This window comes from Hymenobacter sp. CRA2 (assembly GCF_002007105.1).
In the GTDB taxonomy this organism is placed as follows: Bacteria; Bacteroidota; Bacteroidia; order Cytophagales; family Hymenobacteraceae; genus Solirubrum.
In genome coordinates this window covers 389,186-414,993 of record NZ_MVBC01000001.1, presented here as the reverse complement: position 1 = coordinate 414,993, position 25,808 = coordinate 389,186, and the positions used below count along the sequence as shown (strand labels likewise).

Here is a 25,808-nt window from a genome sequence, read left to right as displayed (position 1 = left end):
CGCTTCGCACTCTTCTGATCATGTATACTTTTCTGAAAAAAGGTGCGCCGGCGCTGGCTTTGCTGGGCTTGGCGCTGGGCAGCTGCCAGCCGGAGCTCGATGCGCCCAAGGCAGACCGGGGCTCAGCCGATTTCTCGCGCTACATCGCGGTCGGCAACTCCCTGACGGCGGGCTACGGCGACAACGGCTTGTACCGCGAAGGGCAGTTGAGTTCCTACCCGAGCATCCTGGCGCAGCAGTTCAAACTAGTGGGGGGGGGAGAATTCAACCAACCGCTGTTTACCGAGACACAGGCCAACGGCACCGGCTACCTCCGCCTTGCAGGCTTCACGCCGCAGGGGACGCCTATCACCGCTCCTGTAACCACGAACCTGGCCCTGCGCGCCGGCAGCACGGCTGCTCGGCCGCTGTACACCAAGTATACCGACCCGATCAACAACCTCGGCGTGCCGGGCATTCGCATGTCCGACATCGAAACGCCGGGCTACGGCAGCGTGCAGGGCAACCCCTTGTTTGAGCGCATTACCCCGGACGCTACGCCCACGCAAACGTACCGTCAGCGTGTAGCGGCTTCGAACCCCACGTTTTTCTCGTTCTGGCTGGGCAACAACGACGTGCTGGGCTATGCCACCGCCGGCGGAAGCTCCAGCTCCGTTACGCCCCTCAACGACTTTACTGCCAAGGCCAACGCCATTCTGGATGATTTGACGGCAAACGGAGCCAAAGGGATTGTAGGCCTGATTCCGGACGTAACCAATGTGCCGTTCTTTACCACGGTAGGTCCGACCCTGAAAGCTACGCTGGCAGGCAATAGCATTCCTGCAGTAGTGGTCACTACAGGACTCATTGCCCCGCCTGCTCCGGTAACGCGCTTGACCGTGCCGGTGGCTAATATCCGGGACGCCAGTGGAGGCAGTGTGCTGTTTACGCTCACTTTCTCGCCTTATGCAGGGCTGATTGGTCAGCGTACCGGTCGGGTATGGCGCGACCTGTACCGGCAAACCGGCCAACCTGCTGCTGGCCTGTCTCTGTTTTTGCTGGCTGCGCAAGTAGATACTACCCAGCTGTTTGGCTTATCCGCTGGCAACCCTATTCCCAGTACTTTTGTACTGGATGCCACCGAGCAGACGACGGTATCCAATGCCACGAACGGGTTCAACACGGCGCTCCGAAACAAAGCTGCCGCAAAAGGCCTAGCCGTATTTGACGCCAACGCCTTCTTTGCCAGCATCGCTGCCAATGGCTTCGGTATCAACGCCACGACCAATTCGGCCAGCTTCCTGTCGGGCAACCTCTTCTCCCTTGATGGGGTGCACCCCACGCCGCGTGGCTATGCAATTATTGCCAACGAAATGGTTCGGACCATCAACTCGACCTACGGAGCATCTATTCCGTTCGTCAATCCGAACGACTACCGCGGCGTAATCTTCCCGCAGTAATACGTTTTAGATCAGCTAAAAAGCCGCCCCTGCCAACGAGCAGGGGCGGCTTTTTTTGTGCTTTTACCCGGTGCGGCTAGCATGTAGATGTGATGCCTCGCGCTGATAATTTCTTACCGAGGGAGTTATGTGTTGATTGATATAACCCAATCGTGTCTGGTAAAAATTATGAATAAGGTAGTTGGGGCGGCTAGGTTTGCATCACAATCAAACGCCACTCAAACCCAGCCTACCGCTATGAAAACCCTGCGCTTCCCCCTGTACCTGGCCCTGGCGGCCGCCACCGTTCTTTCGGCCTGCGATAAGAAGGATAAGGACAAAGGCGGTGACCCGTCGCCGAAAACCAAGACCGATATGCTGACCGGCAAGGACTGGATCATGACGGCCGAAACAGTCAGCCCGGCCCTCCGGCGGCAAGACGGTACCCTTGTCACCGATGTGTTTGCCACCATGGACGACTGCGACAAGGATGACCTGCTGCGCTTTGAAAAGCCCAGCGCCTATACCCTGAGCGAGGGCGCGAGCAAGTGTGACCCGACCCACCCGCAGAGCTACACCGGCACGTGGTCGTTCAACAGCACCGAAACCATCCTGAGCACCACCCTGCAAGGACAGCCCAACAGCAGCTACAACATCGTGGAGATGAACGACAACACAATGAAGCTGAGTGGGGTGCAGACCTACAACAACGTGGATTACACGTTCACCTTCGTCTTCAGCAAGCACTAGCGTTGCTGCGGTCGCAGTCGGCTACGGCCGCCGGTGCGCTTTGCGTGCGCCGGCGGCCGTAGTTTATTGGGCCGGTACCGCCGCCAGGTGCTCGGCGATGATGCGGGCGTGGTGGCGGCCGTTTTCGATAAACCAGCGGCTGGTGTTCAGCCCGCCGCACACCGTGCCGGCCAGGTACACGCCGGGGCGGTTGGTTTCGAAGGTATCGGGGTGGTAGGTGGGGGTGCAGGCCGTATCGGGCTCGGTGCTGATGCCCAAGGCCTGCAAAAAGCGGTAGTCGGGGCGGTAGCCGGTGAGGGCGTACACGTAGTCGGCGGGCACGGTGAGCGGGCCTTCGGGCGTGAGCAAGTCTACTTCGCCGAGGCGGATGGCCTGCACGGTGGTCTGAAAATGCGCCGCAATGCGGCCTTCGGCAATGCGGTTCAGCAAGTCGGGTCGAATCCAGTACTTCACGGAGGGGCTGACGTCGGCGCCGCGCACCACGAGCGTGGCCTGGGCGCCGGAGCGCGTAAGGGCGAGGGCGGCTTTGGCGGCGGAATTCTTGGCCCCGACGACCACGACGCGTTGGCCGGCGTGCGCGTAGGGCTCCTTGTAGTAGTGGCTCACGTGAGGCAGGTCTTCGCCGGGCACGTTCAGCAGCACGGGCACGTCGTAGAAACCGGTGGCTACCACCACGTAGCGCGTCGTGATTTCGCCTTTTTCGGTCAGCACGCGGTAGGCGCCGGGCTCCCCGACTAGGCCGGTCACGCGCTCGTACAGGCGCAGGGCAAGGCCTTCGGCGCGGGCCACGCGCTGGTAGTAGTCCAGGCCTTCTTCGCGGTGGGGCTTGTAGTTGGCCGTTACGAACGGGTGCCCGCCGATTTCGAGCAGCTCGGGCGTGGAGAAAAACTCCATGTTGGTGGGGTACCCGATAATGGAGTTGACCAGGGCCCCCTTATCGATGACCATGACCGAGAGGCCGCGGCGTTGAATTTCGATGGCGCAGGCCAGGCCCACGGGACCGGCGCCGATAACCACGGCGTCGAAAGCAGATGAAGTCATAAAGCAGGCGTAAGCGCGGCGCAGTCTTGTTAACAGGTGGGTAGGAGCTCGGGTTCAGGCGAAGTGCCCTCAATCTAACATCAGATGCAACGCAACGAGCCGACGGGTGGTCATGCCCGTACCGCAGACCAGATGGCATAGGAAGAACCATTCGGAGTCTGGGTATCTGCCGCGACATCATTTCCTCCTTCTCTTTTACCTCTACCCGTATGAACAGAGTTTTTATGGCAGCCGGCCTCATCATGGCTTTGGTCGGCCTCGGTGCCTGTGATAAGAAAACGGACCCACAACCCACCCGCACCGAGCTATTGACCAGCAAAAACTGGCGCCTTACAGCGTATTCACACACCGTCAACGGTGGCAGTAGCAGATACGACGACTACGCCAGTATCCAGAGCTGCCTCAAGGATGATTCGTACCGCTTCGTGGCCGATAAAAGCCTGATATACTATACCGGTACCAACAACTGCCGGGCCGGCGAGCCGCAGGAGTACAGCGGCGACTGGCGGTTCACCACGGCCGACGAGTCCAAACTTCTGTTTGGCCTGACCAACGATGTAGCCTACGAATACACCATTGCCGAGCTGACGGACACCCGTATGGTGCTCACCTACGACTCCCAGTATAATCTGCCGAATGGCACTACCGTAAACGAAGCCTACCGCATGACTTACTCCGGGCAGTAATGCCCTTGAAAAACACTGAGGAGTGAAGTGGGTATCCAATACCGTCTTGTAGCTTTGGCGAGTCGAATTGTGTTCTGGCACGATACCAAGTGCCATGGTCAAATAAGGTGCCTATCGGGGCTGGCCACTATTGCATAACTTTCTTTCTCATGAAACAAGTAATACTACTCTCTACCTTGGCGGTTGCCGGCCTGCTGGTTTCGTGCGGCAAAAACAACCCCAAGCCCAAGACCGACTCGCAATTGCTGATGGGCCAAACCTGGACGCTGACGGACGAGACCGAGCAGCTAGGCACGGCCGCTCCCGTAAGCACCTTCAACGCTTACGCCGCCTGCAAAAAGGACAACACCCTGAAATTTCAGGCCAGCAGCGTTATGAGTATGGACGAGGGAACTGTGCGGTGCACCCCCACGGCCGCGCAAGGTCTGGAGGGCGTCTGGTCGGTAGCTGGGCAGTACCTGACCTACATGATACTGGGCTACGACGGTGGCTCGTGGGAAATTGAAGAGCTGAACGACGCCCAATTCGTGCTGTCGGCCACTGCTACCACGAACGGCGTGAAGCTTGTTGTCCGCCGAACCTACACGGCTATCTGATCCAGCACTGATCAATAAAAAGAGCGGCCCGTGCCAACGAGCCGCTCTTTTTTGCTTTTAGGTAGCTAAGCACTTAGTGCGCCTCCAGCCAGTTGGTGCCCGTCCCGATTTCCACTTCCAGCGGCACCTGCATGGGCAGCGCGTCGGCCATCAGGCGCTTGATGTGGGGCTGAATGAACTCCACTTCCTCCTTGGGCGCGTCGAACACCAATTCGTCGTGCACCTGCAGAATCATGCGCGTGGCCAGCTTTTCCTGCTGCAGCCAGTCGTGGATGTGAATCATGGCCACCTTGATGATGTCGGCCGCAGTGCCCTGGATGGGAGCGTTGATGGCGTTGCGCTCGGTGTAGCCGCGCAGCGTGGCGTTGCGCGAGTTGATGTCGCGCAGGTAGCGGCGGCGGCCCAGTAGCGTCTCGGCGTATTCCAGGTCGCGGGCCCGGCGGATGCTCTCGTCCATGTACTGCTTCACGGCCGGGAATTCCTGGAAGTAGGCGTCGATCAGGTCGGTGGCTTCCTTGCGGCCGATGCTCAGGCGCTGGGCCAGTCCGAAGGCCGAAATGCCGTAGATGATGCCGAAGTTGGCCGTTTTGGCCTTGCGGCGCATATCCCCATCTACTTGCGCCAGCGGCACGTTGAAGATTTTGCTGGCCGTACTCTGGTGAATGTCGATGCCCTGGCGGAACGACTCAATCATCGTCGGGTCCTGCGAGAAGGAAGCCATGATGCGCAGCTCGATCTGCGAGTAATCGGCCGCCACGAGCAGGTGGTCAGCGTCGCGCGGCACGAAGGCCCGGCGGATTTCCCGGCCCTTCTCCGTGCGAATCGGAATGTTCTGCAGGTTGGGGTTGGTGCTGGAGAGGCGCCCGGTGGCCGTCACGGCTTGGTTGAAGCTGGTGTGGATGCGGCCGTCCGTTTCGCATACCAGCTGCGGCAGGGCATCCACGTAGGTGCTCTTGAGCTTGGTGAGCTGGCGCTGCTCCAGCACCAGGGCGGCAATGGGGTGCTCGGCGGCCAGCACGCTCAGGATTTCCTCGCCGGTGGCGTACTGCCCGGTTTTGGTCTTTTTGGGCTTGCCGCCGAGCTGCAGCTTATCGAAAAGCACTTCGCCGAGCTGCTTGGGCGAGCCGATGTTGAACGGCTCCCCGCTGATCTTGAAAATCTGCTCCTCTACCTCCGTGATGTAGCCCTGCAAGGTGCCGGAGTACTCCGACAAGGCCGAGGCATCGATGCGCACGCCTTCGTACTCGATGTCGGCCAGCACCGGTACCAAGGGGTTTTCCACGTCGTTGAGCAGCGGGAGCAGGCCTTGCTCTTCGAGGCGCGGCTCAAACACGTGCTTGAGCTGCAGGGTCACGTCGGCGTCTTCGCAGGCGTAGTCCTTCACCTCGGCGGGCGGAATGTCGCCCATCGTCTTCTGGTTTTTGCCCTTGGGCCCGATCAGCTCCAGAATGCTGATGGGGGAGTAGTGCAGGTAGGTTTCGGCCAGCACGTCCATGTTGTGGCGCATGTCGGGCTCCAGCAGGTAGTGGGCCAGCATGGTGTCGAATAGCGGCCCGCGCACCGTCACGCCGTAGTGCTTGAGGATGCTCAGGTCGTACTTGATGTTCTGCCCGATCTTGGTCACGTTTTCCGCGTCGAAGAAGGGCCGGAACTCATCGACGATGGCCTGGGCGGCCTCCATGTCGTCGGGGCCCCAAGGCACGGGCACGTAGTAGGCTTCGCCCACGTGCCAGCAGAAGGAGAGGCCCACCAGCCGGGCCGTCATGGTGTCGAGGCCGGTGGTTTCGGTGTCGAAGCTGACTTCCTTCTGCTTGAGCAGGAACTGCACCAGGCTCTTGCGGGCGCCGGGCGAGTCGACGAGGTGGTACTGGTGGGGCACGTCGCCGAGGGTGCGGCGCGAGCCCACAAACTCCGGCTCGTCCAGCTCGATTTCGTCGGCGTCGGCGCCTTCGGCCGAGCGTTTCACGGCGTCGTCGGCCGAGTCGAACAGACCGGGGCCGCCGCTGGCCACTTTGGGGCGGCGGGCACCGCGGGTGCCGCCGGCGCCCGGGGCCGCGCCGGGGCGGCCGGCGTCTTCGAGGATGCGGGCCGCCAGCTGGCGGAATTCCAGCTCCTCAAACAAGGTCTTGAGCGTGTGGCCGTCGGGCTTTTCCAGCGACAGTTCGTCGGGCCGGAAGTCGATGGGTACGGAGGTGTGGATGGTGGCCAGCTCCTTGGACATGAGGCCCTGCTGGGCGTACTGCTCCACGTTTTCGCGCTGCTTGCCCTTGAGTTGGTCGGTATTGGCAATCAGGTTTTCCACCGAGCCAAACTTCTCGATGAGCGTCTTGGCCGTCTTCTCGCCGATGCCCGGAATGCCCGGGATGTTGTCGGAGGCGTCGCCCATCAGCCCGAGGATGTCGATAACTTGCTCCACGCGCTCCACGCCGAACTTTTCCCGCACGCGCTCCACGTCGATGACCTCGGCTGCGTTGCCCATGAAAGCGGGACGGTACTGCTTGATGTTCTCGGTTACGAGCTGGCAGTAGTCCTTATCGGGTGTCATCATGTACACCTCGAAGCCCTGCTTCTCGGCCTGCTGGGCCAGGGTGCCGATGACGTCGTCGGCCTCAAAGCCATCCACCTTGAGAATGGGGATGCGGAAGGCCGTGATGATCTGCTTGATGTAGGGAATGGCCACGCCAATGTCCTCGGGCATGGCCTGGCGGTGAGCTTTGTAATCGGCGTACTGCTCGTGGCGGAAGGTTTTCTTGGCCGCGTCGAAAGCCACGCCGATGTGGGTGGGCTTTTCCTTCTGCAGCACTTCCACCAGCGTGTTGGTGAAGCCCAGGATGGCGCCGGTATTGAGGCCCTTGGAGTTGATGCGCGGGTTTTTGCTGAACGCGAAGTGCGAGCGGTAAATCAGCGCGAAGGCGTCGAGCAGGAAGAGTTTTTTGGGAGCAGCAGCGTCGTCGGTCATAGGAAGGCGAAAGTACGGGACGGCAGCCCGGGATGCACCATCGGCCGAGGCGAAGATGCACCGGCCGGCCACGGTAGGAAACAGCTAATCAGGTACGAATAGAGGCGCATACACCCGGGAAGATTCAGGGCCTCTACCGCGTACGAAAAAGGTGTACTCCTTTTTGGGATGGTTGGGTTCATTCTCCGGATAGCACGGGGCGAAGCAGCGGCCCGCACTGCACCTGACCAACCCAGGGCAGCCGGTAAAGGCGTCCTTAACTATTCAGCGAGCAAGTGCCGGGCACGTAGTAACCAGCAGCAGGCGGCTGCCTACGTGCTGATTGCCCCGTGGGCCGTGCCGCCGCGGCCTGCCGTTATTGCTTCAGTAAACGGCTGGTGGCGCGGTAATTAGGGCCAGTGACTTCCGTCAGGTACACGCCGGCCGGCAAGCTGGTCAGGTCCAGCGTTATGGCCTGACGGGTGGCCGCCGTATGCACCAACACCAATTGCCCTTGCAAGTTGTACAGACGCACCTCTACCGGGCCGGCCACATTCACGGGCACCGACACGTAGTCCGTGGCCGGATTGGGGTGCAGACGCAGGACCGTGCCCGGGGTAGTAGCAGCCGTAGGCGAAGCCGTAACGGTGATGGTGCGCCGCACGCTGGGGGCCGCGTCGTAGGCGGCGCTGCCGTATTGATAGGCTTCTACCTCTACCGTGCCTGCGGCGGGTACGGTGAGGCGGTTTCCGGCCAGCGTGGCCGTGCCCCTTACCACCCGAAAGCGCACCGGTAGCCCGGCCAAAGCGCTGGCTTGCAGGGTGTAGGGTGCGCCGGCTACAAGAGCAGGCGGCGCCGTGAAATTGATGGCGTTGGCCGCGCTGGCTGCGGCGCTCAGGCAGGCCAGCCCGTAGCGGGCTTGCCCGTTGATGTTGCGGAACGAGCCGCCGACGTAGACTTTGCCGTCCTTAACCAGCAAGGCCTTCACCTCCATGTCCAGCGACGATTGGTAGTCGTGCCAGCTGGTGAAGTAGGCCTTCCAGGGGGCGCAGTATCCCGCCACGAGCGAGTCGACGGCCAGCAGGGAGTAGGCGTAGGTGTTGGTGCCCGGCGAGGAGCTGGGAACCGAGGAGGTAGTGGGTCCCATGTACTGCCCGCCGATGTACACCTTGTTGCCTTCCGTGGCTATAGCGTTTGCACGGGGGCTGGCATAAGGGTTGGCCGAGCCCCAGTTGCGCAGGCCAGGGTCCCAGTTGATCAGGGCCGCGGTGCGTCGGTCGAAGGCCACCACGCAGGGTTGGCCTGGAAAGTTGCCCGTGGGGTAGTAAGCGCCGTAGCCGCCCGCGTACACCCGGTTGCCCACCACGGCCACGGCGTTCATCTCGGCAAAGCCATTGACGAAGTAAGCCGTGGACAGCAGGTTGCGGCTGCTGCCCGAGCTCAGCACGACTTCGTACAAGCCAGAGGTGTTGGTGTTGTCGCCGGCGGCGTAGAGCGTATCGCCCGACAGCGCCAGGCCATATACGCGGTAAGTAAGCTGACCGGCGGGCAGCAGCGGCCGCAGCTGGCCCGTACGCGCGTGCACGGCGCCGTAGCCCCAGCGCGGCTGCTGAGCCAGCGACGTGAACGTGCCACCCACGTGCAAGATGCTGTCGGCATCCACAACCAGCGCCCGCACACCTTCCGAAGCCGGCTCGGCGCTGACCTGCCACGCCGTGGGCTGGCCCGTCAGGGTGTCGACTTGCGCTAGGTTGCTGCGCACAGAGGCGCCCAGCCGCGAGAATTTGCCCCCCAGGAACATATTGCGGCCGTACCGGCGTAGTGCCTGCACGGGCCCATTGGGAGCCGGGTTCCAGGCCGTGGGCTGGCCGGTGGCAGCGTTGAAGGCGGCCGCGTAGGAGCGCGGTAGCCCCCCGACAGAGCTGAGCGTGCCGCCGACGTAAAGCGTGTTGTTGCCGACGGTCAGGGTCTGAACGGTACTGTTCGTGTGGGCCGCCCAGGTTTGTAGCGCACCCGTAGCCGCGTCGAAGGCGGCCAGGCGGCGGTGGGGCATTCCCCCGCATTCTTCAAACGTACCCCCCGCGTAGAGAATGCCGTTGCGCAGCGCCAGCGCGTACACGGCGCCCTCCATGGCAATGGGCGTCGCCACAGCGGCACCCGTGGCCGGCTCCAGAATTTGAATGCCAGTGGTATTGCTGGCAAATTGGCCGCCGGCATACAGGCGGTTGTTGTCGATCAGCAAGGCGCGGGTGGGGCCGGGCAGCGCGGCCCGCCACTGCGCAACGGGTTGGGCTGTAGCAGCATCGAGGGCCAGCAGACCGGTGTCCCAGTTGCTGCCCGAGCCCAGCTCTTGGCCGCCCAGGTATACCACCGAGCCCAGCACTGCTGCCGTGTAAAACCGTGAGGACCCTTGGCTATAGGTGATGGTGGGGTTCCACGGGAGCAGGGCGCCGGTGGTCAGGCTGACGGCCGCCGCGTGCGGCCGCGCCGTGTTTTGCACCGTCGTAAAGTCGCCGCAGAGGTAAAGCGCGTTGGCACCCGCCGCAATGGCGTTGACGACGTAGTTGGTGCTGTTCGTCCAGCTCGTGACGGTATTCGTGGTCAGGTCTACGGCACCCAGATTCTGGCGGAAATTGCGCCCGAGGTACTGAAAGCCTCCTGCTACGTAAAGTGTGGAACCCACGCGCGCCAAGCTCTTGACGGAAATGCTGTAGGTGCCGATGCCCGTATAGCCACCCGTGGGGTTGAAGGCCGGGTCGACGGTAAAGTCGGAGAGAACGTGGACGAGGCTGTTGCGCGTATAGGTGCCCACCTGGTCAAACGCGCCGCCGAGGTACCACCCGCCGTTGCCATCGGGGATGCTGGTGTACACCGGGCCATTGATAACGGGAAAACCCGCTTGTAGTGCGCCCGTGGTAGCCTCTACCGGCGCAGCGCCACCCGTGCGGGGGCCTACGTAGTGGAATTGGCCGCCAACGTAGAGCGTAGAGCCGGTATGCTCCAGCGCCGTTACCTCGCCGTCCGTGGTCCAGAGGCTTTCCTGTAGTTGCTGCGCCCGGGTGAAATGCAGTCTGCCAAGCAGCAAGGCAATAAAAATAAGCCACGTACGGGCTGAAGCGAGGTAGATATTTGGCATAGATTGGTGGGTAAGACGGACCAAGATTACAGGTTATGGCAGTCTTAGACAAGTCTGCCGCTGCTCCTCCACCCGAATGCAGTGCTGCCTTCGGGCAGCACTGCATTCGGGTGGTGTCTAAAATGTGGCTTGGTTCCTCCGGAACATCACGCTGAGCCCAGCCGAAGCATTTCTACCGCTCTGCCTGGCTCCCCCTCTCCTTTTTCGGAGAGAGGGCCGGGGGAGGCGCAACGAAGCGCTAGAGATGTTTCGACAGGGCTCAGTATGACCGTTCTCGGTTTTTCAGGCACAACTCCAATAGCTGCTGTCCCGAAATCATTGCCGGAGCGGCATGCTCACGGGTGCGGCAGGAGGCCCTAAATTGGTGCGCTGAAGCAGCCACCAAGCTTGAATCCAGTAAGTAAACTTTGCTACTATTTTGCTTCGCAGTCGTCTTGGTAAAACAGGTTACTATGCTTAGAGCCTGTTGGGGATTTGGCAGGTTAAGCTGCTGCTGAATAGTTCGCTATTGCTCGATTAAGGTGTTGTTCTCTGCACTAAACGTCTTCTCCTTCCCATAGGCACCAATCGATATCTGGTCTACCCGCCGCCCATCCATGCGGCACTTCACGATCTGGTAAGCGAGCAAGCCGGCAATATCCGGTTCGTGGCTGTCGTAGAACTCTCGGCTAGCGGGCCGCAAGAAGGTCACGTACAGCACGGGCGTGTTGCGGCGAACCGTATCCGCATAGGCACGCGCCAGTTTTGTGAATGCCACGCGCGAAAAGCAGGCGTCTTCGTACCCGTTCAGCACCACGAAATGCTCGTACTGGTTTTCGCCGATGGCATTGGTATCGAGTAGGGAGAACGAAGAGGAACATGTAGGGGTATCTGGCGGCGTTTGCTGGCACCCCACATTCAGCAGCAGCAAAGCTGCGAGGAAATATTTCATAGCGACGAACCAGCCCTAGCGGAGAAGTAAATAGCAACGAGCCAGGAAGTTGCGGACTGAGTTCCTGGGCTCCATCCCGCATGATGGTTGGCGGCTATCAACCCCTTACTGACTCGCAGTGGCAAGGTATAGCCTGGCTGCTGCCGGTGCAACGCCAACGGCGCCTGTGCCTGCGGCGCGTGGTGGAAGCGTTGCGCTACATATGCTGCACGGGTTGCCAATGGCGGTGCCTGCCGGCGGCGTTTCCGAAATGGACAGCCGTGTATTACTACTTCCGGCGCTGGCAGCAAGACGGCACGCTGCAGCGCTTGAACCAAGCACTGAACCAGGCGGACCGCCAAGCGCACGGGCAGGCGACTACGCCCGATGTGCTGTGCCTGGACAGCCAAAGCGTCCAGCTCGCCCCGCGCATTGCCGAGCACCGGGGCACGGACGGCGGCAAGTGCATCAACGGGCGTAGGCGGCAGTTGCTGGTCGATGACGGGCGGGTCTGGGCTGGCCGCAGCCGCGCGGCCAACCAGCACGACAGCCGTGGAGCCGCCCCGTTACTCCTGGAGCGCCGGCATTGGGGGCCGCGCCTGACCCCTATGGTCACGGATAGCGCTTACCGCGGCCACTTCGCCGAAGGCTTACGGGCGCGGGGGCTCCGCCATGAGGAGGTGTCTGGCCGGTCCCCTACTGCTCAGGGGGTTGTGCCAATGGGGCCCCGTTGGGTCGTTGAGCGTACGTTTGCATGGCTTAACTTCTTCCGGCGTCTCGTCATGGACTACGAGTACACACCCGAAAGCCACGCCGCCTGGATGCTCTGGGCCAATGTCAGTCTCTGCCTCAACCGGCTACAGTAATTCCCCAACAGGCTCTTAATCGGCCTGAGCACAACTAACACCCAGGCTTCCCATTCGTAAGCACAGCCTATGCGCTACGTTTCCCTCGACCTCGAAATGACCGGCAATCAGCCCGAACGCCACCAGATTATCGAGCTGGCGGCCGTAGTGGAGGATACCAAGCATCCGCGGCCGCTGGCCGAACTGCCGACCTTCCGGCGGGCGGTGCGGCACAGCGAGTACATCGGCACGGCCGGGGCGCTGGCGCTGAACGCGGGCCTGCTGCAGGAGCTGGCCGATGCGCCCGCCGACCAGCCCGACGTGTGCACCGCCGCGGAACTGTTGCCGCAGCTGCGGGAGTGGCTGCTGGCGCAGGGCTTCAAGCCGGATAAAAAAGGCTGCGTAACCGTGACGATGGCCGGCAAAAACATAGCTTCCTTCGACTTGCTCTTTCTGCGGCAGCTACCCGGTTGGGGCGCGCTGGTGCGGGCCGAGCCGGCCATGCTCGACCCGGCGGCATTTTACCTGAACTGGCGCAAGGACTCGCGCCTGCCCACCATGGTCATTTGCAAGGCGCGGGCGAAGTTTGAGGACCAGACCGTGGCTCACCAGGCCGTAGCCGATGCCCTCGATGTCATCCGGTTGCTGCGGCCCTTCTACGAGCTGCCCTTCTACAAACAGGTAGCGCCGGATGACCCTGCTTCCGGGCAGGAGTAAAGGCAGCTATTTTTGGGTATGAAAACCATCATCTGCCGGCTGGCGCTGGGCACGGTATGCAGCCTGGCCTCGGCTGCGGCCGCAGTAGCCCAAACGCCGGCTGCCCGACTCACAGCCGCGGAACACCACGAGGCCATTGCCGCTTTTCAGCGCGAACTGGACGCTGAGTACCGCGACCCGGCTCGGTCGCCGCTGTCGGCGGAGGCGCAGCGCACGTTCACGGGGCTACCGTATTTCCCCGTCGACTACGGCTACTACGTGGAAGCCCACTTGGTGCGCGACTCCATTTCGGCGCCGTTTCTGATGAAAACCAGTACCCTGCGCCAGCCGCTCTACCGCAAGTTTGGCACGCTGCACTTCCGCCTGCAGGGGCAGGAGCTGGCCCTGAATGTGTACGAAAGCCTGGAGCTGAAGCAGAAGCCGGGCTTCGAGGATTACCTGTTTCTGCCCTTTACCGACCCCACCAACGGCCACGGTAGCTACGGTGGCGGCCGCTACCTCGACCTGCGTGCACCCCGCGGCAACACCATCTGGCTGGACTTCAACCGCGCCTACAACCCGTACTGTGCCTATGGCGGCAACTACTCCTGCCCGGTGCCACCCGCCGAGAACCGCCTGCCCGTGCCCATCAAAGCAGGCGTACGCAGCGACCATTAGGTGAAATGGTGAGGTGGCGTTTCAGCTGCCCGAAATGCGCAAACGGCCCCGGTAACCAATGGTACCGGGGCCGTTTGCGCATTCTTGATTTGGGTGTGGCAGATGTCGGTGCAAATGGTACCGCGTGGACGGTAAACTCACCATTTCACTCTTACCAGTTGCCAGAAGCACCGCCGCCGCCGGAGGAGCCGCCCCCGAAGCCGCCGAAGCCGCCTCCTCCGCCGCCACCACCCCAGCCGCCTCCACCGCCGAAGCCTCCGCCCCCGCCAAAGCCGCCACCGGGCAGGAAAATGGGGAAGAAGCCGCCCCCGAAGCCACCGCTACGGCGGCCGCCTCGGCCGCCCCCGCCGCCGCGGCTGCGCAGGATGAGGAAGAGCACCAGCAAGCCGATGACAACCCAGAACGTCCAGCTGCTGCCGCCACCGTCCTGGGCGTAGTCCGCCGAAGGACGCGCATCGGCTTTGTACTCGCCGGCCGCCAGGGCAAAGAGCCGGTCCACGGCGCCGTCGAGGCCCTCGTAGTACTGCTCGGCCTTGAATGCCGGCACAATGACGTTGGTGATGATGCGCTTGGCCAAGGCATCTGGAATAGCGCCTTCCAGCCCGTAGCCGGTGTGGATGTTCACTTTGTGCTCCTGCTGAGCCACGAGGATCAGCAGGCCGTTGTTCTTCTCTTTCTGCCCGATGCCCCAGCTTTCGAACAGCTGCTGGGCGTAGTTGGCAATTTCATCGTTGCCGATGGTGGGCACCGTCACAATGGCCAGCTGCGAGGAAGTGCTGTCGTTGTAAGCCACGAGCTTCTGCTCCAGCGCCTGCTCCTGCGCGGGTGTGAGCAGACCCGCCAAGTCGTTGACGAGGCGGGGCGGCGAGGGACGTGGCGGAATATCCTGGGCCGCTCCGGCACGCATTAGCAGCAGGCACAGGGCCAGCAGCAGCGTGAGCGGCGCCAGGCGGAGGGGGAGAAAGGGCTGGTTCATGGGCGCGGCGGCTTGGGGGCGCCGTAGGAAATGGAGTCGTCCAGCTCGTTCTGGTCGGTGGCGGCGTTATAGGGGAAGTAGCGGCGCAGCTGTTCGCCGGCCAGCTGAATGCCCTGCTGCAGACCCTGCACGTACTGCTGGCGCCGAAACGAGTCGAGCACCAGCTCCTTGGTCCGCTCCCAGAAGTCGTCGGGCACGGCCGAGTTGATGCCCGCGTCGCCGATGACGGCAAACTGCCGCGTGGCCCAGGCCACGTAGAACAGCACGCCGTTGCGCTGCGCCGTCTTGTGCATGCCCAGCTGGCTGAACACCTGCGCGGCCCGGTCCATGGGCTCCGGCGTGGGGCATTCTTCCTCCAGGTGCACCCGTATTTCGCCCGAGGTAGCCAGTTCGGCCTGCCGGATGGCTTCGACGAGGGCGGCTTCCTGCTGGGGCGTGAGGGGGGAAATCATAGACTTGACTGAAGAATGAGGAAACAAGAGGGAAGAAGGAAGCAGGCCGGAACGACCAATTCTTCCTCCTTCATTCTTCCTCATCGAGGTTACTCAAAGTTGACTGTGGGAGCTTTCTGGGCGTTGGCGTCGGCTTCGAAGTAGGGCTTCTGCTGGAAGCCGAACATGCCGGCAAACAGGTTGTTGGGGAAGGAGCGGATGTAGGTATTATACTCGTTGGTAGCGTCGTTGAAGTTCTTGCGCTCCACGTTGATGCGGTTTTCAGTGCCCTCGATCTGGGCCTGCAGCTCCTGGAAGTTGGCGTTGGCTTTCAGGTCGGGGTAGTTTTCCGACACGGCCAGCAGGCGGCCCAGTCCGGCCGATACCTGGCTCTGGGCTTCCTGGAATTTCTTGATGTTTTCGGGCGTGAGCTGGTCGGCCGACAGCTGCACGCTGGTAGCCTTGGCGCGGGCTTCCACCACCTGCGTCAGCGTCGATTTCTCGAAGTTGGCGGCGCCCTTTACGGTGTTTACCAGGTTCGGAATCAGGTCGGAGCGGCGCTGGTAGCTGTTCTGCACGTTGGCCCACTGGCTTTTGACTTTCTGGTCCAGCTCGACCATGCTATTGTAGCCGCACGAGGACTGCGAGAGCAGAATAACCAAGCCCGCGAAGTAGAGAAGGAAACGTTTCATGGAGGTGTAAGTAGGGGATGAGGAGAGAAGGGGTGAGACGTAGAACAAAGGCCGCGTCGGCGGTTATACAGAGCCGAAGCTGCGCTGCAAAGTACGGATTCATCGCAGCGCGGTTATATAGTGCCGGCTCCGGCCGTGAATCCGTATTTTGCAGCGCAGGTCCTACGATGAGGCCGGCAGCGGCCGAATAGATGAGCAGCCCGTGGCCTCATCTGCTCAGCGGCTCTGCCCCCTCATCTACTCATCCCCCTCATCCACCGTCCATGAAAGCCATCATCCCCGTCGCGGGTATCGGGTCGCGCCTGCGGCCGCACACCCACACCCAGCCCAAGTCGCTGGTGCCGGTGGCGGGCACGCCCATCCTGGGCCACATCATCGACCGCCTCGTGGCGGCGGGTATTCAGGATTTTGTGTTCATCGTCGGCTACCTCGGCGAGAAAATCGAGCGGTACGTGCGGCGCTGCTACCCAAAGCTGCGCACCGAGTTTGTGGTGCAGGAGCCGCGCGAGGGCATCGGGCACGCGCTCTGGCTGGCCCGCGACAAGTTTCAGCACGAGCAGGAGCCCGTCCTGATCCAGCTCGGCGACACCATCGTCGATATGGATCTGCGCCAGATCATCAACCAGCCGGGCACGGTGCTGGCCGTGAAGGAAGTGAAGACGCCTTCGGCCTTTGGGGTGGTAGAAACCGGGGCCGGCGGCCGCGTGACCAAGGCCGTGGAGAAGCCGCGCATCCCCAAGTCGAACTACGCCCTCGTGGGCCTGTACCGCATCGACAACCCCGCCTGGCTGGCCTCGGCGCTGGAGCGCATCATCGAGGAAGACCGCCGCACCCAGCACGAGTTCTACCTCACCGACGCGCTGATGGTGATGATTGAGCAGGGCGCCGAAATGACCACTTGGGTGGTGGACAGCTGGTTTGACTGCGGCCGCAAGGACACCCTGCTCGAGGCCAACGCCCGCCTGCTGAACCGCCCCGAGAACCTGGAGCCCACGGAGGAATACAGTTTCCCGAACACGGTCATCATTCCGCCGGTGAGCATCGCGCGCGACTGCCACATTGCCAACAGCATCATCGGCCCGAACGTGGCCATCGGCGAGCGGACCATCATTCAGGACAGCATCCTGCGCAACAGCATCATCGGCTCGTACTCCGAGCTGCGCTCCGCCGTGATGCACGACTGCATCGTGGGCTCCGATGCCTCGTTCCGCGGGCTGAACCACAGTCTGAACATCGGCGACAACACCGAAATCGACTACACCGTGACGGGTAGCTAACGGCTGCCCCGCTGGCAGGGCGAGCAAAGCGAAGCACCCGCCGGAAGGCTTAAGCCCAGCATTTTGCTCGCAGCACCAAGCTAAACACAGCCCCGCCCGAAGAACCTGTAGTTACAGGCACTTCGGGCGGGGCTGTGTTTTCTATACCGCTTTGGGACGGTAGAAATTGCGGCAGCTGGAGTTATGGCGTCAGCATACCCGGCTCGACGTTGACTTCCCACTCGTGCTGCAGCTCCCCGGCGGCGGCATCGGAGCCGGTGAGCCACTCCAGGGCCGTGGTAGGGTCGGCAAAGAACTGCAGCATGCGCTGCAGGCCCGCCTGCCCGACGGGCAACAGGCCTTCCAGAGCCATGAGGTTGTAGGCGTCGTCGGCTACTACGGCCAGGCGCCGCACCGCCGAGCGGGTCAGGGACGGAATCCACGTTTGTTCCAGCCACAGCTGGTCTTCCACCGTGAGCGGGGCCGCGCTCAGCTCCACCAGCCAGCTCGTGGCGCAGTGCTCCAGAGCCAGGTCCAGCAGCGACTCGTGCACGCTCTGAAACAAGCTCAGGCCCGCAAACCGCTCTACCCCATTCCACCGGTGCCGCAGCAGGCCACGGTCCCAGTCGTACTGCACGCACACAAAATCACTGACGGTATAAATCATGTCGAAGGCTGGCGGGGTCCGTTCCTGCTGCTTTACGCAGGCCGCAGAACAGCGGATTGCCAGATAAAAGGGTGTTTTATGACTTTTTGAAGCAAATGCTTAAAGCAAGACGCGGTAGAGACCAGTAAAACGGCCTTCTGTCAGTAGGGGTTCACCAACGAAATAAAATTTTCCTGTGATTTGAGCGTTCCATTCGGCAACCCCACAAGCCCCTTACCAGTACGCTGCATTGCGCCGCCGCGTGGCGGTGCGTATGTTCGGACCGATGCGCATTTCTTTCTTCGTCCGCCACACGCTGCCTGCCGCTGCCCTGCTGCTGGCCGGCTGCTATTCCCGCTCCGATATAGACGCGGGCCAGTCCGACAAACCTAGTTCTCCCGAAGCCCCGGCCACCCAGTCGCCGGCCCAACCGGCGCCGTCGAAGGCAGCTGCTAAACCCGCTACGCCCAGCACCGGAGAAGCCCGCTTCCCCCGGGTCAATGTATTTCTGGAGGTATCCGGTTCCATGCAGGGCTTCATGCCCGCCAGCGGCGCCGATGCCCGCACCACGCAGTTTCAGCAGCAAGTGTCGGAGTGGCTCTCGGGCCTGGAGCGCGACCAGCGCGTGGCGCAACGCGGCTACTTCCGCATTGCCGACCGCCCCCTGACCGACTCCTACAAGGCTCTGAGCGAAACGGTGCGCCGCGGCATCAGCCAGCCGGCCAAAAGCACCAGCATTCCGGCCATCCTCGATACAGTCGCCAACCGCTACCTCGGCGAGGGCACGGTCAGCGTCATCATCTCCGACTTCATCTACTCGCCCGAGCGCGCCGGCGACGTGCCCTACATCAACACCGATATTGCCGATGCGCTGGCCCACAGCCGCCAGGACCTGGCCGTGTCGGTGTACGGCTTCACCTCCGACTTCAAGGGTACGTACTACCCGGCCATGAAAGGTCGCGTGGGTAAGGTGCCGAACTGCTGCGCCGAGCCCATTCCGTATTACATGTGGGTGCTGGGCCCGGCCGAGCTGGTCGGCCGCTTCGACGCCACGCTGATGAAAGGCCTGCAGGGCGAGCAAGCTCACTTTGGATTGCCGGCCCTGGAAGTGCCTAATTCCGTGCTCAGCCGCTTCCAGCGCAAAGGCAGTTGGTTTGTGGCCGATGCGGGCAAGCAGGCTGGGGCGGGTGGCCACGCCGTCGCCATTGAGGAAGCTTCGGCGCAGGAGCCGGCTGAGTTTGTCGTTGGCCTCGACCTGGCGCAGCTGCCGGAGCTGTTTCAGGCCCCGGCGTACCTGCAGAAGAACCTGGCCCTGCGCGGCAATACCACCGAAGCCAAAGTGGTGAAAGTGGAAGCCGCCACTGAGGCAGCCAAGCGCAGCGGCGGCCCCGAAGCCGCCTACACGCACTTCGTAACGGTGCGCGTGACCGGCAAGCCCCGCAGCAAGCAGGACCTGACGCTGGCCTTGCCCGCGGCGCGCCCCACCTGGGTAGAAAAATGGACCACCACCGACGACAGCCGGCCTGGTTCTCAAACCTTTGCCCTCAGCCGGCAGCTCGACGGCCTGCAGAAGCTGCTGGCGGGCCGCCAAGCTGGCACGAATGCTGCCGATGTGCTGCGCGTGCCACTTTCCGTACAACCCGACTGAAGATGTGAGTATAGAGACATGAGAAGTGAGACAACCAAGCCCCATCAGGTTTCTCTGTACTTACTCATGCTTAACATCTGCTTCTCACTTCTCATGTCACATAGTCTCACCTCCATAAAATGAAAGGCTTTTTTCGCGCCCTATACGAAGTCATCGGCTCGCCGCAGCCCTCCTCCGAAGTTCCGGTGTACCGCGAGGTCATCTTCCCCAATATCGGCCTGCTGAACATCGGCATCACGCTGGCGCTGCTGGTGCTCTTCTACCTAGTCATCAACCGCTGGATGCGTGTGGCCACCTTCAGCCGCCCCAGCCACTGGTCGATTATGCTGTTGGTGAATGTCATCATCGCCTTCATCATCGTTATAGCGCAGGTGAAGGGGCAGAACGTGGTGGAGCACTCCTATATGTATTGGCTCGCGCTGCTCAACGCCATCTACGCGGCGCTGTTCTTCTTCCTCTTCTCCCTGGTGTTCCGCAAGCTGTCGGTCAACGCCAGCACCACTCCGTTTTAGACCTGAGTATGGAGACATGAGAGGTGAGACAAAGTCGGTTCGGTTGTGAACGACTCTCACTTCTCACTTCTCGCTTCTCACTTCTCCCTGACATGGCTAAACTCTTTCTTTTCGGCATCGGCGGCACCGGCTCCCGGGTGGTCCGCTCCCTGACGATGCTGCTGGCCGCGGGCGTGGATCTGCCCAACTGCCAGCAGGTGGTGCCTATCATCATCGACCCGGACGCGCAGAACGCGGACATGAACCGCACCGTGCAGCTGCTGCAAACCTATCAGCAGATTCACAAGCGCCTCGGGCCGCGCGAAGAGGGCTTCTTCAAGACCGATATCAGCACGCTCTCCTCCATCAGCCAGGACGTGAACGGCTCGGTGAAGGACACTTTCGTGTTCGATTTCGGCGGCATCAACCGTAGCTTCCGCGACTACCTGGGCTACAACAACCTGCCGGTGGAATCGAAGGCGCTGGTGGAAGCCTTGTTCACCCAGGACAACCTGGAAAGCCCGCTGACCATCGGTTTCCGCGGCTCGCCCAACGTGGGCTCGGTGGTCTTGAACCGCATCGTGGAGTCGCCGGAAATGCGTTTTTTCGCCGACAACTTCCAGCAGGACGACCGGGTATTCTTCATCAGCAGCATCTTCGGCGGCACCGGCGCCTCGGGCTTCCCGCTGCTGCTCAAGAACCTCAAGGACCCGAACACCCGCCTGAGCAACTCCCGCTACCTGCGCGACGCGCTGACCGGGGCCGTGACGGTGATGCCCTACTTCGCCCTGCAGAGCGAGGACAACCAGGTCATCGACTCGAACAACTTCCTCACGAAGACCAAGGCCGCGCTCGGCTACTACGAAAACCACCTGCCGGGCCTCGACGCCCTGTATTACCTGGCCGACACGCCCGACACACCCTACGACAACCAGCCGGGCGGCACCGGGCAGCGCAACAAGGCCCACATCATCGAGCTGCTGGCCGCGCTGAGCATCGTGGACTTCATGAGCTACTCGGCCGGCGACATCCGCTCGAACAACGGCCCGTTGTTCCACGAATTCGGCCTGGAGACGGATACGCCCGACGTGCAGTTCCAGCACCTGCCCACCGAAACCAAGGAGCAGGTGGCCCAAAATCTGACGCAGCTGCTGTACTTCTCGCGCTACCACAAGCAGCACATGGGCTCCGACGAGGCGCCCTACGCGAAGAACCTCAACCTGCAGTACGCGCAGAAAAACGAGCCCATCTTCCGTCAGCTCGAGCAGTTCCTGCACAGCCCCGACTTCGGCGTGGACGCCTGGTTGACTGAGCTGAGCCAGAACCGCCGCTCGTTCCGTCCCTTCAACCTCACCACCGACGACTTCAACCTGATGATTCAGGGCAAGCCGGTGGAAACGGGCTTCTTCAGCAAAGGCATTAGCCGCAACTACCTGCTCGACGCGCTGAACACCCGCGAAAAGAAGGTGCAGGACGCCGACAACTTCCGCAAGCTCATTACGCTGATGTATGACGTCACGGATGAGGCCTTCCGGGACAAGGTGAAGGTGGTGTAGCGCCTCACCCCCCGGCCCCCTCTCCGAAAAGGAGAGGGGGAGCCTGAAGTCAGCAATGATTTTGTTCTGATAGGCTGCGGGGAGACGTCAGCGCACTGCACTTGAAAACAAACAGTAACCTCTAAAACAAAATCCCTCCCGAACACACTCCCTCTCCTTTTCGGAGAGGGGGCCGGGGGGTGAGGCGCATATGCCCAAAGTCCTTCGCCTGCACAACAGCGGCTCGCAGCAAATCCAGGGCTGGCAACAGACCGGTCCGCTCACGAGCACCGAAATCAATACCATCACCGACCCCACGGGCGGCCGTACGCGCAACCTGGCGGTGTCCATCCCGACGCCCTTCGCGCGGATGCACCTCTTTGAAACCGCGTTTGACTTCGTGGCCCGGGAAGGCTCGCGCAACCCCAATTCGGTCTACCACGAGCTGGTGTCGCACTACTGGGACTTGCTGGAGCTGCTCTACAACTACCACCTCTACTCCCAGGCCGGCCGCCGCATCACGTTGCGCCGCTGGAACGCCGAGGCCGAGCTGGGCCGCATGCAGCAGGACCCCAACACCCGCCTGCTGGGCGAAACCCTGCGCCTGTTCTGGCAGGACGAGCGGTTCCGCGAAACGCCCGACCTGTACCTGATTTTCTACGAGTCGCCGGGGCTGCCGGGCGGGCCGCGCCTGCTGGGCGGCACCTCGCCGCTGACCATGCTCTTCACCGCGCCCGCCGTGCCGGTGCTCGACATGGAGCGCCCCCGCGCCGGTGGCCGCTACTTTGATCAGCAGTACGTGGCCCTGGAGCAGCGCGACCCGCAGTTTCAGGACTTCGTGTATGAGCTGTTTTTGACCTTCCCGCGCCTGCAGGACCGCAACTTTGCCCACCGCGTGTTCGGTACGCTCGACCGCAACCGCATCAGCCAGATGCAGCTGACGGGCGACCGGAACGCCCAGCAGTTTGCCACCCGCTACCCCGGCCTCACCGACGCCCAGGGCAACCCGGCCTACGTGCGCAACATCCCGCTGCCCGGCCGCGCCGACCAGACGGCCGTGGTGTCGTCGGACCTGTTCATCCAGCCCACCCGCGACCTGGCACCCGGCGTGGTGAAGCCGCTGGTGCTGCGCCCCAACCTGGCTATGGGCGGCGTGAACTACCTGAACGGCCAGCCCTGGGACGACCGCACCGCCGTGCCCTACGTCGACGAGCAGCCCATGAGCAGCCGCGTACTGCCCGGCAAAGGCTTCAAGTACCCGTACCTGACGGTGGGTGATTTGCTGGCCGACTCCTTGGTGGAGCTGCCCTACGAGCTGAACTCGGAGCGCTACCACACCGGCCGCGTGACCTTCCAGTACGGGGCCGATTCGCAGGGCCGGGCGCGCTTTCCGTACCTGCTGCCGCTGCAGCCGGCCTTCTTCGAGTACTTCACCGAGCACGACTTGGCCGAGCTGCTGCACTTCACCATCGACCTGAACCACGTGCGCGTGTCGCTGAAGGTGCCGGTGCAGCAGGGGCGCTTCATCACCCTGGAGCGCAGCTACTACACCAACCCGCAGAACCCCAAGGACGAGCTGGGGCGCGAGATTCCCGAGAAGGGTCGCATCGTGCGGGCCAACGTGGGGCTGGGCGTGTTCCCGTTCTACAAATTCCGCCAGCAGCCTGAGTACAACGACCTGTACAAGGTGATGCTGGTGGACGCCGACAACGGCCCGGCGCAGCTGCAGAAGCAGTACGCGGTGGAGTTCTTCGTGGGCGGGGAGCGGATAACGGACCAGGGCGCCGCCCGCCGCGCCACCCGCTACGAGCGCACGCGCAAGAGCATCAGCACCGCCGGCAGCACCTACTACGAAGTCACCGGCACGCACTTCGACGTGGCCGAGCTGGTGTGCCCGGCCGGTCCCGGCCTGCCGCCGGCCCGCGGGCTGATGGTGCCGCGCTGGAAGGAGCTGGACCGCGGCACCCGCCGCTTCACTTTCGCCGTTGACTTCGGCACCACCAACACCCACATTGCCTACTCCGACGGCCCGAGCAGCCACCCGCGCCCGCTCAGCATTGGCGAGCTGGACCAGCAGGTCATTTGGCTGCACGCGCCGCTGCCCGACCTGGGCCTCTCGCCCTACCAGCGCTACCGGCAGGGCGCGCAGCAGCTGTGGGCGCAGATTGCCGAGCTGCAGAACCGCGAGTTCGTGCCCTCCTTCGTGGGCGACGGCGGCGCGGCCTACGCCTTCCCGGTGCGCACGGCGGTGTGCGAGACGAGCACCTTCCCCAACGAGCCGGCACGGGTGCTGGGCAACATCAACATCGGCTTCAGCATCAACACCGAAAACACCGCCGAGCTGCCCCAGAACCGCTTCGTGACCAACCTGAAGTGGTCGGCCGAGCTGGACCCGAGCGGCGTGACGCGCATTGAGGCCTTCTTCCGCGAGGTGATGCTGCTGCTCAAGCACAAAGCAGCCCTGAACGGCGGCATCATGGAGGACACCCGCGTGGTGTGGTTTGCCCCGCTGAGCTTCGATGCCTTCCTGCGCAACCAGTTCAAGGACAAGTGGGACCAGGCCTTCCAGCAGGTGTTCCGCACCCGCCGCGACACCCTCACCCTCACCGAATCGGTGGCGCCGTACTACTACCTCACGGCCACGAACCAAGTGGTGCCGAGCCGGGATGAAAACGTGGTCAACATCGACATCGGTGGCGGTACCACCGACCTGCTCGTGTTTGCCGACTCGCGCCCAGCCTACAGCTCCTCGTTCCGCTTCGCCGGCAACGACCTGTGGGGCGACGGGTACGCCCGCGTGCAGGGTGCACCCAAGCAGAACGGCCTGCTGCGCCTCGGCGTGGGCCACGTGGAAAGCCTGCCTGACTCGGAGCAAAACCAGGAGTTCAAGGGCTACCTGCGGGCCGCGCTGAAAAACAACGACTTCGGCTCGGCCGACGTGACTTCCCTGCTTTTCCTCTACGACGACGCCCTGCGCTTCTCGCAGAGCCTGGCGCTGGGCAAGGGCCGGCAGCTGCGGGTGCTGTTTTACCTGCACTACACCAGCATCATCTACCACGTGGGGCAGCTCACCCAGCATCTGGGCCTGAAGCTGCCGCGCTACCTTTGCTTCTCGGGCAAGGGCAGCCTGTACCTGCGCCTGCTGGCCGGGGGCAGCAGCATGGGCGCCATCGAGCGGATTTCCAAGGCCGTGCTCAAGGCCGTGACGGGCGTGGAGCCGCCGCAGAATTTCCGCGTCATCCTGGCCGATAACCCCAAGGAAGCCACCACCAACGGCGGCGTGCTGTTCGAGGAAAGCCAGTCGGCGCCGGACGTGGACAGCATCCAGAACGTGCGCCTGCTGGGGGCCGAAGCCGGGCCGGAAATCGGGGCGCTGCGCCTGAAGCCGCGCGGCGTGGACGCCGACATGCGCACGGCCGTGCTCGACAACATGCGCAAGTTCCTGGAGCTGGTGCTCGTCAACGATGACGTGGCCCCGCTCATGCGCGAAGTCGGCGTGGACATCGACCGGGCCCGCGTGCTGGAGTTCATGCAGCGCGAGGTGGAGGACAGCCTGAACCTGGGCCTGCACCAGCTGGAGCGCACCCTCGGCTCGGAGGAAACCCTGCCTGAAACGCTGTTTTTCCTGCCGCTGAAGCAGTCGTTGTTCAACCTCGGGCGGGATTTGCTGCAAGGCTAACAGAACGTCAAGCTCCCCTCCTCAGATGAGGAGGGGACGCTTTGACGCCAGCCAAAGCCGGGGTGGTTGACGGGCGTCCGCACCGCCAGAACGAAAGCAGCAACCTAAAGCAGAATGAAGTTCAAGACCGGCGCTTTTTTGTGGTTGCTTACGCTCGTTCAGCCTACGCTGCTGCTGGCCGATTCGTGGGCGCCCCCGACTACGCACGACTATTACAGTGCGGATAGCAGCCATTTTGTTCGAGTTGTCCCATTACTTGTTCCTGACAAGTATTACCAATGGCGCAAGGCAAAGCCGAACCGCCAAAAGCGGTTCAGCTCGCGGGACACAACCGTTGTACCGTGTCATGCCATGCTGTATCGGCGCACTGCGAACGGTCCGCAACTGCTGTGGCAGGAAAGCCTGATCAACCGAATAGCCCCGGTAACTGCATTGGTATCGAACGACGGCCGCTACGTGGTAACGTTCGACAATTGGTCTTCAATGGGCTACGGTGTTGATGTAATGGTTGTCTACGATGGTCAAGGCCACCTGCTCAGACGCTACAATCTGGAGCAACTCTCGCCCTTCCCGATCAATCAATACATGCGAAGCATATCATCTATGTGGTGGCGCTGTGATGCAAGCATTGTGTCACCTGAGCGAGTTGCTATTTGCTTCCAGACCCAGGATAAGCAGGTTCAGAATCGCACCTACTCTTTAGCGAAACTTGATTTTGAATAAACTTATCGGGTATGACACACCTAAACGCCTTCTCCAA

Annotated in this window: 21 protein-coding genes; 13 read left to right on the top strand and 8 right to left on the bottom strand. The window is 62.3% G+C overall.

Annotated elements, in window-relative coordinates; translation table 11 throughout:
- Nucleotides 1-20: 20 nt before the first annotated feature.
- Together B0919_RS01580 and B0919_RS01575 are read left to right on the top strand one after the other, a co-directional pair.
- Nucleotides 21-1,439, top strand: a complete 1,419-nt coding sequence (locus B0919_RS01580) for an SGNH/GDSL hydrolase family protein (RefSeq protein WP_078010434.1) — start codon at nucleotides 21-23, stop codon at nucleotides 1,437-1,439.
- Between the two features lie 237 nt (nucleotides 1,440-1,676).
- Nucleotides 1,677-2,168: a lipocalin family protein gene (locus B0919_RS01575; RefSeq protein WP_176132801.1), complete on the top strand. Its 492-nt coding sequence runs from the start codon at nucleotides 1,677-1,679 to the stop codon at nucleotides 2,166-2,168.
- A 63-nt stretch (nucleotides 2,169-2,231) separates the two neighbouring features.
- Here B0919_RS01575 and B0919_RS01570 read toward each other — a convergent pair whose 3' ends face one another.
- Nucleotides 2,232-3,209: a YpdA family putative bacillithiol disulfide reductase gene (locus tag B0919_RS01570; RefSeq protein ID WP_078010432.1), complete on the bottom strand. Its 978-nt coding sequence runs from the start codon at nucleotides 3,207-3,209 to the stop codon at nucleotides 2,232-2,234.
- A 209-nt stretch (nucleotides 3,210-3,418) separates the two neighbouring features.
- Here B0919_RS01570 and B0919_RS01565 point away from each other — a divergent pair, with 209 nt between their 5' ends.
- Nucleotides 3,419-3,895, top strand: coding sequence for a lipocalin family protein (locus B0919_RS01565; protein WP_139361830.1), 477 nt, complete (start codon nucleotides 3,419-3,421; stop codon nucleotides 3,893-3,895).
- Between the two features lie 149 nt (nucleotides 3,896-4,044).
- Entirely contained in the window at nucleotides 4,045-4,491 is a 447-nt protein-coding gene (locus tag B0919_RS01560) for a hypothetical protein (RefSeq protein WP_139361829.1), read from the top strand.
- Nucleotides 4,492-4,564: 73 nt separating this feature from the next.
- Here the strand turns inward: B0919_RS01560 and polA are convergent, their stop codons facing one another.
- The 3 genes from polA to B0919_RS01545 form a co-directional block, all read right to left on the bottom strand.
- Nucleotides 4,565-7,450, bottom strand: coding sequence for a DNA polymerase I (polA, locus tag B0919_RS01555; RefSeq protein ID WP_078010429.1), 2,886 nt, complete (start codon nucleotides 7,448-7,450; stop codon nucleotides 4,565-4,567).
- A 355-nt stretch (nucleotides 7,451-7,805) separates the two neighbouring features.
- Nucleotides 7,806-10,565: a T9SS type A sorting domain-containing protein gene (locus B0919_RS01550; RefSeq protein ID WP_078010428.1), complete on the bottom strand. Its 2,760-nt coding sequence runs from the start codon at nucleotides 10,563-10,565 to the stop codon at nucleotides 7,806-7,808.
- Nucleotides 10,566-11,070: 505 nt separating this feature from the next.
- Nucleotides 11,071-11,496, bottom strand: a complete 426-nt coding sequence (locus tag B0919_RS01545; protein WP_078010427.1) for a hypothetical protein — start codon at nucleotides 11,494-11,496, stop codon at nucleotides 11,071-11,073.
- An 80-nt stretch (nucleotides 11,497-11,576) separates the two neighbouring features.
- Between B0919_RS01545 and B0919_RS01540 the strand changes: the two genes are divergently transcribed.
- The 3 genes from B0919_RS01540 to B0919_RS01530 all read left to right on the top strand — a co-directional run bounded on the left by B0919_RS01540 (nucleotide 11,577) and on the right by B0919_RS01530 (nucleotide 13,694).
- On the top strand, nucleotides 11,577-12,341 hold the full coding sequence (locus B0919_RS01540) for an IS5 family transposase (protein WP_078010426.1): 765 nt from the start codon (nucleotides 11,577-11,579) through the stop codon (nucleotides 12,339-12,341).
- A gap of 69 nt (nucleotides 12,342-12,410) precedes the next feature.
- Nucleotides 12,411-13,037 carry an exonuclease domain-containing protein gene (locus B0919_RS01535; protein ID WP_078010425.1) on the top strand — a complete coding sequence of 209 codons (627 nt, stop codon included), beginning with the start codon at nucleotides 12,411-12,413 and terminating at the stop codon, nucleotides 13,035-13,037.
- Nucleotides 13,038-13,055: 18 nt separating this feature from the next.
- Nucleotides 13,056-13,694: a DUF1684 domain-containing protein gene (locus B0919_RS01530; RefSeq protein ID WP_078010424.1), complete on the top strand. Its 639-nt coding sequence runs from the start codon at nucleotides 13,056-13,058 to the stop codon at nucleotides 13,692-13,694.
- A gap of 151 nt (nucleotides 13,695-13,845) precedes the next feature.
- On the opposite strand, the gene B0919_RS01525 is transcribed toward B0919_RS01530, so the two are convergent.
- The 3 genes from B0919_RS01525 to B0919_RS01515 all read right to left on the bottom strand — a co-directional run bounded on the left by B0919_RS01525 (nucleotide 13,846) and on the right by B0919_RS01515 (nucleotide 15,793).
- Nucleotides 13,846-14,670 (bottom strand): TPM domain-containing protein, encoded by an 825-nt coding sequence (locus B0919_RS01525; RefSeq protein ID WP_078010423.1) that lies wholly within the window; start codon nucleotides 14,668-14,670, stop codon nucleotides 13,846-13,848.
- Nucleotides 14,667-15,122 carry a TPM domain-containing protein gene (locus tag B0919_RS01520; protein WP_176132799.1) on the bottom strand — a complete coding sequence of 152 codons (456 nt, stop codon included), beginning with the start codon at nucleotides 15,120-15,122 and terminating at the stop codon, nucleotides 14,667-14,669. Before B0919_RS01520 ends, B0919_RS01525 begins: the two co-directional genes overlap by 4 nt.
- Before the next feature lie 89 nt (nucleotides 15,123-15,211).
- Entirely contained in the window at nucleotides 15,212-15,793 is a 582-nt protein-coding gene (locus B0919_RS01515) for a LemA family protein (protein ID WP_078010422.1), read from the bottom strand.
- Between the two features lie 263 nt (nucleotides 15,794-16,056).
- Here B0919_RS01515 and B0919_RS01510 point away from each other — a divergent pair, with 263 nt between their 5' ends.
- On the top strand, nucleotides 16,057-17,070 hold the full coding sequence (locus B0919_RS01510) for a sugar phosphate nucleotidyltransferase (protein ID WP_078010421.1): 1,014 nt from the start codon (nucleotides 16,057-16,059) through the stop codon (nucleotides 17,068-17,070).
- A 181-nt stretch (nucleotides 17,071-17,251) separates the two neighbouring features.
- Here the strand turns inward: B0919_RS01510 and B0919_RS01505 are convergent, their stop codons facing one another.
- A complete protein-coding gene (locus B0919_RS01505) occupies nucleotides 17,252-17,716 on the bottom strand; it encodes a hypothetical protein (RefSeq protein WP_078010420.1) in 465 nt (154 codons plus the stop codon).
- 265 nt (nucleotides 17,717-17,981) lie between these two features.
- Here B0919_RS01505 and B0919_RS01500 point away from each other — a divergent pair, with 265 nt between their 5' ends.
- From B0919_RS01500 to B0919_RS01480, 5 genes are all read left to right on the top strand, one after another.
- Nucleotides 17,982-19,343 carry a hypothetical protein gene (locus B0919_RS01500; protein ID WP_139361828.1) on the top strand — a complete coding sequence of 454 codons (1,362 nt, stop codon included), beginning with the start codon at nucleotides 17,982-17,984 and terminating at the stop codon, nucleotides 19,341-19,343.
- Between the two features lie 119 nt (nucleotides 19,344-19,462).
- On the top strand, nucleotides 19,463-19,855 hold the full coding sequence (locus B0919_RS01495; RefSeq protein ID WP_078010418.1) for a hypothetical protein: 393 nt from the start codon (nucleotides 19,463-19,465) through the stop codon (nucleotides 19,853-19,855).
- Between the two features lie 92 nt (nucleotides 19,856-19,947).
- A complete protein-coding gene (locus B0919_RS01490) occupies nucleotides 19,948-21,390 on the top strand; it encodes a hypothetical protein (protein ID WP_078010417.1) in 1,443 nt (480 codons plus the stop codon).
- Nucleotides 21,391-21,580: 190 nt separating this feature from the next.
- The gene (locus B0919_RS01485) at nucleotides 21,581-25,048 is read left to right on the top strand and encodes a hypothetical protein (protein WP_078010416.1); all 3,468 of its coding nucleotides are present in this window, start codon (nucleotides 21,581-21,583) and stop codon (nucleotides 25,046-25,048) included.
- A gap of 114 nt (nucleotides 25,049-25,162) precedes the next feature.
- A complete protein-coding gene (locus B0919_RS01480) occupies nucleotides 25,163-25,771 on the top strand; it encodes a hypothetical protein (protein ID WP_078010415.1) in 609 nt (202 codons plus the stop codon).
- Nucleotides 25,772-25,808 lie beyond the last annotated feature (37 nt).

Coding starts and splice junctions, on each gene's coding strand:
- B0919_RS01550 (WP_078010428.1), bottom strand. CDS start 10,565: ATGCCAAATATCTACCTCGCTTCAGCCCGTACGTGGCTTATTTTTATT.
- B0919_RS01570 (WP_078010432.1), bottom strand. CDS start 3,209: ATGACTTCATCTGCTTTCGACGCCGTGGTTATCGGCGCCGGTCCCGTG.
- B0919_RS01495 (WP_078010418.1), top strand. CDS start 19,463: ATGAAAGGCTTTTTTCGCGCCCTATACGAAGTCATCGGCTCGCCGCAG.
- B0919_RS01530 (WP_078010424.1), top strand. CDS start 13,056: ATGAAAACCATCATCTGCCGGCTGGCGCTGGGCACGGTATGCAGCCTG.
- B0919_RS01575 (WP_176132801.1), top strand. CDS start 1,677: ATGAAAACCCTGCGCTTCCCCCTGTACCTGGCCCTGGCGGCCGCCACC.
- B0919_RS01565 (WP_139361830.1), top strand. CDS start 3,419: ATGAACAGAGTTTTTATGGCAGCCGGCCTCATCATGGCTTTGGTCGGC.
- B0919_RS01525 (WP_078010423.1), bottom strand. CDS start 14,670: ATGAACCAGCCCTTTCTCCCCCTCCGCCTGGCGCCGCTCACGCTGCTG.
- B0919_RS01560 (WP_139361829.1), top strand. CDS start 4,045: ATGAAACAAGTAATACTACTCTCTACCTTGGCGGTTGCCGGCCTGCTG.
- polA (WP_078010429.1), bottom strand. CDS start 7,450: ATGACCGACGACGCTGCTGCTCCCAAAAAACTCTTCCTGCTCGACGCC.
- B0919_RS01520 (WP_176132799.1), bottom strand. CDS start 15,122: ATGATTTCCCCCCTCACGCCCCAGCAGGAAGCCGCCCTCGTCGAAGCC.
- B0919_RS01580 (WP_078010434.1), top strand. CDS start 21: ATGTATACTTTTCTGAAAAAAGGTGCGCCGGCGCTGGCTTTGCTGGGC.
- B0919_RS01535 (WP_078010425.1), top strand. CDS start 12,411: ATGCGCTACGTTTCCCTCGACCTCGAAATGACCGGCAATCAGCCCGAA.
- B0919_RS01515 (WP_078010422.1), bottom strand. CDS start 15,793: ATGAAACGTTTCCTTCTCTACTTCGCGGGCTTGGTTATTCTGCTCTCG.
- B0919_RS01510 (WP_078010421.1), top strand. CDS start 16,057: ATGAAAGCCATCATCCCCGTCGCGGGTATCGGGTCGCGCCTGCGGCCG.
- B0919_RS01540 (WP_078010426.1), top strand. CDS start 11,577: ATGATGGTTGGCGGCTATCAACCCCTTACTGACTCGCAGTGGCAAGGT.
- B0919_RS01500 (WP_139361828.1), top strand. CDS start 17,982: ATGCGCATTTCTTTCTTCGTCCGCCACACGCTGCCTGCCGCTGCCCTG.
- B0919_RS01545 (WP_078010427.1), bottom strand. CDS start 11,496: ATGAAATATTTCCTCGCAGCTTTGCTGCTGCTGAATGTGGGGTGCCAG.
- B0919_RS01490 (WP_078010417.1), top strand. CDS start 19,948: ATGGCTAAACTCTTTCTTTTCGGCATCGGCGGCACCGGCTCCCGGGTG.
- B0919_RS01505 (WP_078010420.1), bottom strand. CDS start 17,716: ATGATTTATACCGTCAGTGATTTTGTGTGCGTGCAGTACGACTGGGAC.
- B0919_RS01485 (WP_078010416.1), top strand. CDS start 21,581: ATGCCCAAAGTCCTTCGCCTGCACAACAGCGGCTCGCAGCAAATCCAG.
- B0919_RS01480 (WP_078010415.1), top strand. CDS start 25,163: ATGAAGTTCAAGACCGGCGCTTTTTTGTGGTTGCTTACGCTCGTTCAG.